The following is a 12296-nucleotide window of genomic DNA, read 5'->3' as shown; positions in this document are numbered from 1 at the left end:
TTCCTAAAATTCCATCTTCCAGCTATAGTATTCATTCTTCTGATCTTTTTCATAACTTAGATAGGCATTGAATTTTTTGCCTTTCTTACTGGTCAACCCTTTTACATAAGCCTTTTTATTTTTGAGCAATGATTTTACCATCGTTTTAGTGGGTTTCTTCTTCATCGTTGCCAAATATTTATCGTTTTTCCATATTATAAACTTACAACCTTTTCTCCAATTACTGCAGCCGAATCCTTTATACCCGTCTGTAACCTTCCCATCGCATTGCGGACATTTCCCTAAAACTTCATTTGTTTGATATTGGGACGTGATCTCGTTGATTATTACCTCCTCCCCATCTCTAATCGTTTCCACCGAAGCTTTTGTGAAATGAAAAATCATGTGAAGAAATTCCTGCTTTTCAGCTTTCCCTTTTTGAATATCTGACAAAGCCTTTTCTAATTTCCCAGTAAATTCCAGATTGAATAGGTTTTTGACAGGAAAAGTTTTCACAAGTTTTTTTCCCAGGTCAGTACATAGCAGATTTTTGCTTTGGGCTGTAATATAGCCGACGTCTTTTAACTTTTTAATCGTTTCTGCTCTAGTCGCTGGTGTTCCTATACTGAAGCCAGTTAAGATACTTCCCGGCAATTCTTCACTTTCATCTTCCTTATAACTCTTTCCGCATGTTTCCATCACACGCAATAATGTGCGCTCCGTATGGTGTTTAGGAGGTTTTGTAACATGTGTTGTAACCTCCTGCTCTATTATTCGGACATTATCTTTTACCTGGACTTTTGGCAGAAAGGTATCCTTGGATTGAATGTTTTCAACCTTTTTCCATCCTTTTACTATCTGTACCTTTCCCTTGGAGACAAATGTTCCTGAAGCCTCTTTTATTTTTGTTGTTAATTTTGTTTCTTCGTATTCAGCAACCGGCATAAATTGCATGATGAATCGGTTCTTGATTGCCCGGTAAACAATCTGTTCATCACTTGTGAGCCGCTTCGGTTTCAGATAAGTTGGAATGATCGCACTATGGCTTTCCACTTTTGCATTATTAAACACTCGCTTTGTTTTCATAAACTTAATTTCATCTTTATATGGCAGATCTTCTGCATGTATTTTTAAAACATTTGCCGTTTTTTTGACAAGACTCTCATCTAAAGCAGTACTCGATGTACGCGGATATGTGATAAACTTTTTTTCATAAAGTGACTGGGCAACTTTTAAAACTTTATCTGAAGTCCATCCCTTATATTTATTTGTGATATATCCTTGCAAATTGGAAAGGTTGAAAAGGAATGGAGCAGACTCTTTTTTCTTATCTACCTGTTTATCTATAATGGTGCCTGTTTTATTTTGTACAACGTCCCGTATGGATTCCAATGTTTCTTTCTTCTTGAATTTTTCCTGTTTTTCTTCTATATATGTACCTTCATACTCCTTTCCATTTTCCGTTTGAAAAGTTGCTGTCAGTTTGAAATAATCCTCCGGTACAAATTCTTCGATTTCTTTATCACGATCATAAATGATTTTCAATGTAGGTAGTAGCACCCTGCCAATATTTAAAGCTTTTCCCTTCCCTTTTTGATATTTTAATGTAGCAACTGATGTTAAATTTATCCCAATTACCCAATCAGCCCATTGTCTGCTGATTCCAGAATCTCTCAATGGCTTCATTTCGTTATTCGGTTTTATATTGTCTAATCCCTGAATGACTTCCGTCTGTGTCCATTCATTGAGCAATAACCGATACACTGGTTTTTCCGGTCTTGCCCCTCGGTAAATGATACTATCACCGATAAGCTGGCCTTCCCGATCATAATCACACGCGGAAATAATTGCTTCTACATCATTTCTTTTCATTAAAGTATGGATTGTTTTAAGCTGTTTTTGCGCACCCCCATCCACCTGTTTTCGATTTTTTGGATTGCTTTTTACTTTATATTTGAATGCTGATGGAATGAATGGGAAATTATCCATTTTCCAGCTAGCCATTTTGCTGTCATAATCCTTGGCATCATAAAGCTCTACTAAATGGCCAAAAGCCCATGTAATAATGTAGTTATTCCCTTCAAAATAGCCGTCTCTTTTCGTTTTTATGTCTAGTGCATCCGCTATATTTTTTGCTACGGATGGTTTTTCCGCAAGTACTAATTTCATTGTGATCACCTATTCTTTGCTGGATTTATAGTTTATGAGGGGATATGGAAGGATTAACCTATTATACTACAAAACCTGGAGAATGTCTGTTCCCAGATGTCTTTATACCATTTTTCTTAAACTAAAAAGTACAAGGACGAAGTTGTTTCATCCTTGTACTTTATACTTATTTAATAGACTACACCTATATACCTGTTCTACCATTATTCATGACTGATATTACATACACTAGTTCTTCAACCGTTTTGTCAAGGGATAGACACCCGCACTCTGGATAACCAGAGACAGCATAATGGCGGCAAAAGTTAAGGAAATAAGGATATCATCATTACTCGCTTGTGCTTCAAAACCCATTAACAATGCAACTGACATTGTCCCTTTGATACCAGACCATGCAATCAAAGAGGTTTCTCTTATCTCAAATTCACGCCGCCATGTCGGTATGGTTTGCGTTATACCGGTAAGAACTACCCAACGTACTACTAACGATAAGATGAAAATAATAATGGCCAGCAGCCAATTGGAAAATATCAAATAATCTGCAGCCTGAATACCAATCAATAGAAAAACCAATGATAAAACAGATGGTTCAACAATGTCCCAAAATGCATCAAGGGAGTCTCGGAAATACGCTTCTTTAATATTTCTACCAAACTCAAAGGAAAGCATCATTCCGGCTGTTACTGTTGCAAGAACTCCAGACACTCCAATCAGTTCACCAAGGTAAAAACTTCCATATGCGACAATTATACTCAGCATAACCTGATAGGTACGGTGTTCAGAATAATGAACCGCCTTGCTCATAAGCCAGCCAAACGCAATTCCAAGCAGAACTCCTCCAATTGATACAAGTAAAAATTCTCCCAGGAACCCGCCAATGGAAAAACTTGTATCATTTACAAACATGCCAAGGAAAATAGAGAATAATACAATACTTGTCCCATCATTTAACATTGACTCGCCTTCTACAATATCAGCGATTTTTTCATCATCGGAGGATTCTTTTAAAATAGAAACAACCGAAACCGGATCAGTCGGCACTAATATGGAAGCAATAAGCATAGCGCCTACAAAAGAAATGGATACAAACAAGTTACCTGTAACGTAAATAGCCGTCCCAAACAATAGCACTGTCAACAACAACCCAACTGTGCCGAGACAGGAGATAATCCATTTATTCTTGCGTAATTGATTCAACGGAAAACTGTAAGCAGAAACAAATAATAATGCAGGTAAAAACACATTAAAAATTAACTGCTTTGATATTGTTATATCATTAAAATATGGCACAAGGGAAAGAACCAGGCCTGCCAGCACTAAAACAACTGGTACAGGAAAATGTTTCTGCTTCTTGTCAATGGAAAATACGATATATCCTATAAGCAGCAGTAATAGTATTTGATGTGAACCCATGCAAATTCCTTCCCTTCATTTATCATTAAGCTTTCTTTTTACCAAAGTAGAGCAATCCTGTTAGTAGCCCGGTAATACACATAACGATTGCCAAAATCAAAAATGGTATTGCACCCATCTGATAAATTAGCGGGACAGATAATGCGGTCACCAAACCACCGCCGAGGAATGGCTCATAAATTAATTGTTTATAACCGAAACCTTCAAATGCAGGAGATTCATTTTTTGGATCGGCAATCCGCATGAGCAAAAGCCCGGTTGCGGTTATACCCATGGACTGACCGAAATCTCCCACTCCGCGTTCAAACCAGTAAGATGGAATCATTCTTGGTGCCAGTATGATAAAACCTAACACATTCCATGCAATCCCGGCACCTGCCAATAATAAGAAAGGAATAATGTATGCTCCAATTACATCCAGCGAAACCGTCGCAATTGCCGTCAAAATAAGTATATCAAGTGAAAAACCTTGAATACGGTTGATCATCCGACTATCAATAATCTTTGCATTATCTATCTTATTGAAGAAAACTTGAACAAAAATACCACCGATCATCGCTAACGGGAATAAGGGTATATATGTCATGAACTCAGATTCGGTAAAAGCTCCCCAGGTCACACTCTCAAGCCAGATTAAAAACTGTAGGAGCAAATAACCTACCAAAACAGCCAAACCAGCCAATGCAAAGTGTAAGGAAAGAGGTTCAATTGACTCTGGACGAACAGTCATTTTAGCTGCAGGATCCCGATTCTCAAATTCCATAATTCCCTGCTTTCTCAATTTGGAAAATTCTTTTGTATCTTTAATCACATTGGTTTTATCTCGACGTATCGCCCAATTGATTAAAATAATTCCGATAACCACACCAGATAGAATACCAACTGTTGCTAATCCCACAGCAAGATCGTATGCTTCCGGAAACCCAAGTTCTTCGAAGGTTCCCTGCAAGCCAGCTGCAGTACCATGCCCACCTTCAAAGGCAATTTCGATTAAAGCACCCGTCATTGGCGGCAAGCCGAAGATTGGAGACAGAACTAAAATTGCTAACAAGATACCAATGACATACTGCCCCCAGCCTATTGTCCAGCCAAATGAAAGCTGAGGACCACCAATATTCCATATTTTGGATAATGAAGGGATTGCTGCACCAAGAAATAATGTCGCAAAGACAAGGTTAATCATCAAACCTGGCAAAGCTGACCAGACCTCCATCACTTCCGGTGTCATAATGCCGGTTGTCCAAAAAGAATCCTCTTCTACAAAGTTTCCCATTATTTTCCCGAGAACCTGTGGACCAAACAGCAATGCCAAAAAGCCCCCGATTACCGAGGACGGGAGAAATAAATTCTGCAACCATTTCACCCGGACACGAATCCATTTTCCGATGAGAAGAAACAGCCCTAAATATAATAATGTAAATCCTATTTGATCTGGCGTCATATGTACAACCACCTTCTAATAAAAAGTTAATTGTTTGATTTCTTCCCCGGATTGACGTCGTTGAAACTAAGAGGTAGTTGATTTGAGTACACGATGAAAGGAAGAAAGAGACAGGTTCATCCATCCTATACTTGCCCATTTGCCTGCAATGTGGGTTCGTGCACATTTCAATATGTTGTTTACTACATATAGTGATAATAAATGATCCTGGGGGGGTGTTTATTAATGAGTGGAGTTGCAGGTGGAGCAGGTGCAGGCTATGGCGGAGGATTTGCTTTCGTTGTAGTATTATTTATCCTATTAATTATTGTTGGTGCATCATTTGGTGGGTATGGGTATTAAAAATTAAAAAAGTGAATTTTAGGAGGTTTTTATATGTCATTTTTTGGTTCAGGTTGTGGTGATTACGGTTATGGTGCCGGAGCTGGATACGGTGCTGGCGGCGGATATGGTGCTGGCGGTGGATTTGCGTTAATCGTCGTATTATTTATTCTTCTCATTATTGTAGGTGCTGCTTGGTTTTAAGCCGGAAAGAGTAAATGTGTCTCTACTGTCAATTATATATTGACCATGAATATTACCAATATAACGCCTACCTACTATAAAAATTCGATTACCTTCTCTTTTATCTATAGTTTCTTAAAAATGTTTATTCATTTTAGGGCAGCCTTTACGATGCTGCCCTTCTTTACTGCAAATGGGTTATTAAGAGATTGTTTAAGTTAGCTACCCCTCATCAATAATAATTTTCATCAATTCATCCTCAATCACCTTTCCTTCGTCTTCATCCAGCAGATGATTAATCATAATGGAAAAGATCAGCCTTTCTCCTTTTTTTGTTTCTGTGTAACCGGCTAATGTGCTGACACCGTGAATGGTCCCTGTCTTTGCTTGAACAAGAAGCCCATGCATGCGCTCCCGTAACGTTCCACCAACCATCCAGTCTCCATTTCCAGCAATTGGCAGTGAATGAAGATAAGTAGAAAACCATTCTTTCTGCTGCACTTCATATAAAAGCATGGAAATTTCATTAGGAGGAATTAAATTAAAATGGGAAATTCCCGATCCATCCCTGATTGATATGCTATCCATATCTATTTTGAACTTGGACAGCTCGGCTTTCATAACCTCTATCCCCTTCTCCCAGCTTCCCTTCCCATAAATCACCTTCCCCATTTCTTTTACCAATGCTTCTCCATGTCCGTTATTGCTTTGTTTCATAAAAGGGACAAGCAGCCGGGCAAGAGGAATGGAATATTTATTCAGAAGCATATTTGTTTGCTCTGAAATCCCCCCTGCCCTAACGGTTCCAGACCAGGTAATACCATGCTTCAATAAAGCCTGTTTAAAAAGGTGTAATGCATATGTGGTTGGATTCCATACAGACATCCGTTCTTTTTCAATTTCTCCTTTTAAAGAAATTGTCCCTTTTACGATAACTGTGTTTTCTGCATGTTTCCGCTCCACCAGTAATTCTGCTTCCTTATTTGCAGAAACCGTTACAGCTTCATTAATAATTTGGATATAATCTGTTCCGGGTGATAAATGTACTATTGGTCTTGCCCCAATAGTGTTGCCCGGAATTACTTCCACAATGACAGAGCCAGCATCATAATTCTCATCCGGTGAAACGGTCAAGGCCGAGACCTGTGCACCGTAATGATATTGTTCATCATTCCAATTAAGATCCGCAGATAATCGTACATTATCATACCATGTATCATCCGCTAAGATGTCCCCTTCAATTGAGATGATGCCTTTAGACTGAATTTCATTGGCGAATTTCTCTAAGTCTTCCGGCATTAATGTAGGATCACCTTTTCCTTTTAAATAGAGATTTCCTTCCAATTTATTTCCTTTTACCTCTCCATTTGTCCGGATCTCGGTTGAGAAAGTGTAATCTTCGCCAAGTACAGAAATTGCAGCCGCTGCTGTCAGTAATTTCAGATTTGAGGCGGGGCTGAAGCGCGTATTTCCCATATGGTCATATCTTTTCTCTCCGGTTAATGCCGAACGGATACTGATGCCAATCAGTTCTCCCCTTAGTTTCTCCTCCGTTTTTATATACTGATCAAGTTGTGCTTTCACTATATATTACTCCTCTGTTTGAAATAGTTATTTTTTCATCCCCGTTTATGTCTGTTTTTCCTTTCCTTCCTATTTCAACAAAGCATGGATCGATTCCTTTGTTATAGAGCATTTTCTTTAGTAAAAGCCGCGTGTTTGAAAAAACTTTATAAATATGTACATATAGGCTGAATTATTTGGAATGATACTATAGAGAGCCTATCGAAGCTCAAAAAATTTATTGGAGGTTGTTAACCATGGCACAACAGAATCCACAACAGCAATTTCAGCAAGCTCAACAACAGGTACAGCAGGCGCAGCAAGCTGTGCAACAGGCTCAGTCAAGCGCGGATCCGCAGCAGCTGCAACAAGCTCAACAGCAACTGCAGCAAGCGCAGCAAGGGTTGCAAAACGCTCAAAATCAGGCAGGAGCTAACTCTCCACAGGCTGCACAATTCCAGCAAGCTCAACAGCAATTACAGCAGGCTCAGCAACAGCTGCAGCAGGCTCAACAGAACCAAAATCAGCAATAGCATTAACGGGAGCCTCCACGTGGGGCTCCTTATTTGGCAGAAAACTTTCTTACTGCATAAGTACGGGCTTTGACAGCCTATAGGTAGTTTCAAGAAACCCGGGAATAGATCAATGGAGGTTTTCGATATGGCAGAACAGAATCCACATCAGCAGATCCAACAGGCTACCCAACAAGTCCAACAGGCTCAAGACAACATTCAGCAGGCAAAAGACACTGCAGACCCAGAGCAATTGCAACAGGCCATCCAACAATTGACGCAAGCTGAACAAGTATTGCAGGATGCTCAGGATCAATCAGGAGCCAGCGCATTAGAGAATCCACAATTTCAGCAAACACAGGAACAATTGCATAATGCACGACAGGAAATTCAACAATACAAGCAGCATAATCATTTTTAGCAACAACAGGGGCTCCACAAGGGGCTCTTTTTATTTAAACGATATTTTCCAATACAGAATCTTTCTTCTTAGAATTACTTTTTATCAAGCCTTTATGGAGATAAAGCTTTAGCCCGAGCTCATGCAGTAAGCCAAGAATAAATTTCCATTGCTAAATTTATCCCGGTTGCATACAATAAGAACAAACGTTCCTTTTAGGTGGTGAATAGTAATGGATTATTCTTCGTACCCGCGAAATGATGTACTTTGTATTGATATGCGTTCATTCTATGCAAGTGTTGAAGCTGTTAAACTGGGACTTAATCCAATGAAAACAATGCTTGCGGTGGTAGGCGATCCAAATCGATCCGGGAGTATTGTCCTGGCCGCATCGCCACAATTAAAAAGAAAATATGGAATCAGTAATGTAAGTCGATTTTTCGAGCTGCCAGATGACCCTGACATTCACATTGTTCCCGCTCATATGGCTGATTATCTTCATGTTTCCGTTGAAATCATAAAGCTTCTTAATCAGTATGTACCAAAAGAAGCAATCCATCCCTATTCTGTTGATGAAGTATGGGTCACAGTCAACGGACTGCAGCGACTTTTTGGTAATCGCTGGAAGATAGCCAGACAAATGAAGCAGGATATTCTGGAAAACTTCGGGATTACTTCTTCCATCGGTATTGGCGATAATAAATTTCTAGCAAAAGTGGTCATGGACCTGCATGCGAAAAAAGCGGGTATTGCAGAATGCACATATGAGGATGTAGAAGAAAAGCTCTGGCCCTCCCCCATTGAAGAAATCTGGGGAATCGGCAGCCGGATGAAACGCAACCTGAATCGAATGGGGATTGTGACCCTCGGACAGCTTGCAAAATTCAACATGGATCATCTGAAAAAGCGATTTGGCATCATGGGTGAACAACTGTATTGGCATGCATGGGGGATTGATTTAAGCCCTGTTTTCGGTAACTTTACAAAAACAGAACAAAAAGGATTCGGTCATGGAATTTCCTTACTTCGGGATTACTCGAAGGAAGAGGCTGCAGTCTGTATCCTTGACCTCTGTGAAGAAGTATGCCGCAGAGCACGAACGGCAAATAAACAAGGAAAAACCATCCACCTTGGCATCTCCTACTCTACAGAAACCAGGGGAGGGTTTTCCCGTTCCAGATCCACTGAAATCCCAACCAATGTCACGATGGATGTCTATCATATATGCATGCAGCTTTTCCAAAAATTTTACGATGGGAAAAGTAACATTAGACATGTCTATGTCACCTTGGATAACCTGTTTGAAAAAGGTGAAACACAACTGGATTTATTTGAAGACAGAGCTAAGAAAAACGATATCGGCTATGTCATGGATGCCATTCGTGACAAATTCGGATCAACAGCGATATTAAGAGCCAGTAGTTATACGGAGGCAGGGATTACGCTGGAGCGGAGTAAGAAGATTGGCGGGCATTATGCGTGAAGAGAACTCTCTTCTCTTGTATAATTAAGGATTATCTGTAATGCCAATCAGTCGTAAAGAATAACAGAAATGTAATGTAACCACAAGAAAGGAAAAGCCGGTGATCGGCCGACTTTTCCCGGAGTGATATTCATGGGCCTAAATCTCTACAAGACTTGTATTGATTACTATTATGTTTATGTATAAAAAAACAAATTGAACCGGCGTATACACCAATCAATCTGCACATTTCTCTAGCATTGCTAGACTGCTTGCTTATATCTTCTGAAAATAGACTTTTATACAGCCTGCCAGCATACATTTACATATATTCATACTAACCAGAATGCCCACTGCATATAAATGTAAGGGATCATACTTATCTGAAATCTTTGAAAGAATGGAGGCTTTCTGTTGAAAGATATAACTGCTATTCTTCTTCATTATTCTGACAAGAAAGCACTGTATAAAGCTTTAAACTCTTTAAAGGAAATTAATACCAGACTAAAATCTGTTCTCGTTTTTCAAGAGGAAAAAATAAATTTAAAAATGATGCATACGTTTGACTGGATTGACCATATAGAGTCTATTACCGTCGAAGATAAGAACCCAGGAAAAACATTACATACGAATCTTCATAAAATAAACAGTCCCTATGTGTTATTTCTTCACCATACAGATTACCTTTCTCCTGCTATTCGTATCGATACGCTTCAAATCTCCCATCCACGAATGATCTTAGAGACCCTCTATCACAACCAAAACATTGCTATCCATCATCCTTTGCTTGTTCGCACTTCCTTTCTAAAGAAACAAAATTTTTTCTCACATGTTCAGTTGCCATTCAAGGAGGCTCTTTTTCCTGCCTGGCTTTCAAATATAAGGTCTCCTCTCAAAACCTTTAAAAAAGACCTTGTAAAGCAAGCAAAGAAAAATAGTTCTGCTAATACCTTAGAAAAACAGAAATTTGTACAGAAATATCAGCTAAAGAAAATCAAAACAAATCACCCTAGCCTTACTGTTTTCATTGCAAATTATAATATGGAAAAGTATGTGGAAACCGCAGTTGCTTCCTGCTTGCTGCAGAATGAGCAACCGGAACAGGTATTAATCATGGATGACGGTTCCACGGATGGTTCCGACAAAAAGCTTCAGCATTGGAGTGACGGAAGACAGGTGAAGCTGTTTAACAAAGAGAATGAAGGAAAAGCAAGGGCTTTAAACGATTTATTACCCCATGTACAAACTGATTTTATATTAGAGCTTGATGCTGATGATTGGCTCGATCCTGATGCTATTTCCATTGTCAAAAAAAACCTGGAGGGACTACCTGAGGATGTAGCTGTATTGTACGGAAATCTTAGAAAATGGAAGCAATTGGCAGGAGACGTTCTCTTTAAAAGGATTGCCAAGGGAAACATTATCAATGGAAAAGCCGGCTTGCTGTCTTACCGTTTTCCTCTTGGACCAAGGATATACCGGACTTCTTCCCTAAAAAAGATTGGAGGATTTCCAGTAATTGCATTTGAAAATGGACGACTTTATGAAGACATCAGTGTATTAAACCTATTATTGAAGAACTTCCGTTTTCAGTATCATGATTTTACGGTATACAATGTACGGGAACATAAAGAGAGCATCACCAAAACGAACCTCTCAAACTGGAATGATTTTTTAAAAACATTGGATTAACGGTAAAGAGCAATAGATATCTTCTCATCCATTGCTCTTCAAAAATCTTTTTATTGTGGCGATGATATGGTCTTGTTGTTGAAAAGATAACATCGGAAAAATAGGGAGTGCCAGTACGCATTCTGCTGTTTTTTCTGCAATTGGGAAATCTCCCTTCTTATAAGGAAGATAATCAAAAGCTTGCTGCAAGTGTAATGGAATAGGATAATAAATGGCCGAAGCAATGCCATTATTTTTTAGTGCTGAAGCCAGTTCATCCCTTTTATCTGATTCAATACAGTATTGATGAAAAGTGTGCTCCCGTTCTGTGGAGACAGGCGGAGTTTTTAAAAGATTGTTTAAGTTTTCTGTATACCTTCTGGCGACTTCTTTCCGTTTATGCAGGAAAATGTCTAAATAATATAATTTAACAAGCAATATTGCTGCTTGAAATTCATCAAGCCTGCTATTCATCCCGATTGATGAATGATGGTATTTCTTTTCACTGCCATGATTCCGGAGTTGATTGAGTTTTTCATAAAGGTTTTTTTGGTTGGTTACCACCAGCCCGGCGTCTCCAAAAGCACCAAGGTTTTTTGATGGAAAGAAGGAAAAACAGCCTATATCCCCGATTGACCCAACTCTTTGCCCCTCATATTCGGTTCCGATTGCTTGACAAGCATCTTCTATGACCCTCAAATTATGTGTGTTGGCGATTTTCATTATTTTATCCATATTAGCACCTTTGCCATATAAATGCACGACAAGGATTGCTTTTGTATGGTGAGTGATTGCCTCTTCAATCTTAGAAGGATCAATATTATATGTTTCTTCTTCGATATCAACGAAAATCGGTTGAGCGCCTGTTTGTGCAATTGCTTCGCCAGTAGCAAAAAAAGTAAATGGTGTAGTAATCACTTCATCACCGGGACCAATGTCCAACGCCCTTAATGACAATTGTAGGGCATCCGTGCCGTTCGCTACACCTACTCCATAAGAAGCTCCCACATATTCAGCTACCAGCTTCGCCACTTTTTCTCCTTTTTCCCCCAAAATATAATCCCCGCTGTCCAGGACTTCCATTATCATTTCTAATATGGGGGCCCTTATTAACTTTAATTCTTCTTTTAAATCAACCATTGGTATCTGGTGAAATTTGTTATTTGACATTTTATTCTCCCC

At 39.2% G+C, this 12296-nt stretch carries 10 protein-coding genes and 1 pseudogene; 6 read left to right on the top strand and 5 right to left on the bottom strand.

Features of this window, described 5'->3' with window-relative positions; all coding sequences use genetic code 11:
* Nucleotides 1–3 precede the first annotated feature (3 nt).
* The 3 genes from ACZ427_RS06180 to ACZ427_RS06170 all read right to left on the bottom strand — a co-directional run bounded on the left by ACZ427_RS06180 (nt 4) and on the right by ACZ427_RS06170 (nt 5002).
* Nucleotides 4–2148 carry a type IA DNA topoisomerase gene (locus ACZ427_RS06180; RefSeq protein WP_461179266.1) on the bottom strand — a complete coding sequence of 715 codons (2145 nt, stop codon included), beginning with the start codon at nt 2146–2148 and terminating at the stop codon, nt 4–6.
* Between the two features lie 228 nt (nt 2149–2376).
* Nucleotides 2377–3561 carry a cation:proton antiporter gene (locus ACZ427_RS06175; protein ID WP_461179267.1) on the bottom strand — a complete coding sequence of 395 codons (1185 nt, stop codon included), beginning with the start codon at nt 3559–3561 and terminating at the stop codon, nt 2377–2379.
* 25 nt (nt 3562–3586) lie between these two features.
* Complete coding sequence (locus tag ACZ427_RS06170) at nt 3587–5002, bottom strand: sodium/glutamate symporter (RefSeq protein WP_461179268.1); 1416 nt, start codon at nt 5000–5002, stop codon at nt 3587–3589.
* A gap of 225 nt (nt 5003–5227) precedes the next feature.
* Here ACZ427_RS06170 and ACZ427_RS06165 point away from each other — a divergent pair, with 225 nt between their 5' ends.
* Nucleotides 5228–5344 (top strand): YjcZ family sporulation protein, encoded by a 117-nt coding sequence (locus ACZ427_RS06165; RefSeq protein WP_461179269.1) that lies wholly within the window; start codon nt 5228–5230, stop codon nt 5342–5344.
* 99 nt (nt 5345–5443) lie between these two features.
* A pseudogene (locus ACZ427_RS06160) lies at nt 5444–5527 on the top strand (YjcZ family sporulation protein); the annotation flags it as partial.
* A 201-nt stretch (nt 5528–5728) separates the two neighbouring features.
* Here ACZ427_RS06160 and dacB read toward each other — a convergent pair.
* Nucleotides 5729–7090, bottom strand: coding sequence for a D-alanyl-D-alanine carboxypeptidase/D-alanyl-D-alanine endopeptidase (dacB, locus tag ACZ427_RS06155; RefSeq protein WP_461179270.1), 1362 nt, complete (start codon nt 7088–7090; stop codon nt 5729–5731).
* A 236-nt stretch (nt 7091–7326) separates the two neighbouring features.
* On the opposite strand from dacB, the gene ACZ427_RS06150 reads away from it, so the two are divergent.
* The 4 genes from ACZ427_RS06150 (at nt 7327) to ACZ427_RS06135 (ending at nt 11135) form a co-directional block, all read left to right on the top strand.
* On the top strand, nt 7327–7602 hold the full coding sequence (locus ACZ427_RS06150; RefSeq protein WP_461179271.1) for a hypothetical protein: 276 nt from the start codon (nt 7327–7329) through the stop codon (nt 7600–7602).
* A 127-nt stretch (nt 7603–7729) separates the two neighbouring features.
* The gene (locus ACZ427_RS06145; protein WP_461179272.1) at nt 7730–8002 is read left to right on the top strand and encodes a hypothetical protein; all 273 of its coding nucleotides are present in this window, start codon (nt 7730–7732) and stop codon (nt 8000–8002) included.
* A 211-nt stretch (nt 8003–8213) separates the two neighbouring features.
* Nucleotides 8214–9464: a DNA polymerase IV gene (locus ACZ427_RS06140; RefSeq protein ID WP_461179273.1), complete on the top strand. Its 1251-nt coding sequence runs from the start codon at nt 8214–8216 to the stop codon at nt 9462–9464.
* A gap of 393 nt (nt 9465–9857) precedes the next feature.
* Nucleotides 9858–11135, top strand: a complete 1278-nt coding sequence (locus tag ACZ427_RS06135) for a glycosyltransferase family 2 protein (RefSeq protein ID WP_461179274.1) — start codon at nt 9858–9860, stop codon at nt 11133–11135.
* A 24-nt stretch (nt 11136–11159) separates the two neighbouring features.
* Here ACZ427_RS06135 and ACZ427_RS06130 read toward each other — a convergent pair whose 3' ends face one another.
* Nucleotides 11160–12284 (bottom strand): DegT/DnrJ/EryC1/StrS family aminotransferase, encoded by a 1125-nt coding sequence (locus ACZ427_RS06130; protein WP_461179275.1) that lies wholly within the window; start codon nt 12282–12284, stop codon nt 11160–11162.
* Nucleotides 12285–12296: the final 12 nt, after the last annotated feature.

Source organism: Virgibacillus ainsalahensis (genome assembly GCF_055380755.1).
This window is presented reverse-complemented; position numbering and strand designations above follow the sequence as displayed.

What these genes read in the sequence shown, in the direction of transcription:
- ACZ427_RS06150 (WP_461179271.1), top strand. Translation starts at nt 7,327, where the DNA reads ATGGCACAACAGAATCCACAACAGCAATTTCAGCAAGCTCAACAACAG.
- ACZ427_RS06165 (WP_461179269.1), top strand. Translation starts at nt 5,228, where the DNA reads ATGAGTGGAGTTGCAGGTGGAGCAGGTGCAGGCTATGGCGGAGGATTT.
- ACZ427_RS06145 (WP_461179272.1), top strand. Translation starts at nt 7,730, where the DNA reads ATGGCAGAACAGAATCCACATCAGCAGATCCAACAGGCTACCCAACAA.
- ACZ427_RS06180 (WP_461179266.1), bottom strand. Translation starts at nt 2,148, where the DNA reads ATGAAATTAGTACTTGCGGAAAAACCATCCGTAGCAAAAAATATAGCG.
- ACZ427_RS06170 (WP_461179268.1), bottom strand. Translation starts at nt 5,002, where the DNA reads ATGACGCCAGATCAAATAGGATTTACATTATTATATTTAGGGCTGTTT.
- ACZ427_RS06130 (WP_461179275.1), bottom strand. Translation starts at nt 12,284, where the DNA reads ATGTCAAATAACAAATTTCACCAGATACCAATGGTTGATTTAAAAGAA.
- ACZ427_RS06140 (WP_461179273.1), top strand. Translation starts at nt 8,214, where the DNA reads ATGGATTATTCTTCGTACCCGCGAAATGATGTACTTTGTATTGATATG.
- ACZ427_RS06175 (WP_461179267.1), bottom strand. Translation starts at nt 3,561, where the DNA reads ATGGGTTCACATCAAATACTATTACTGCTGCTTATAGGATATATCGTA.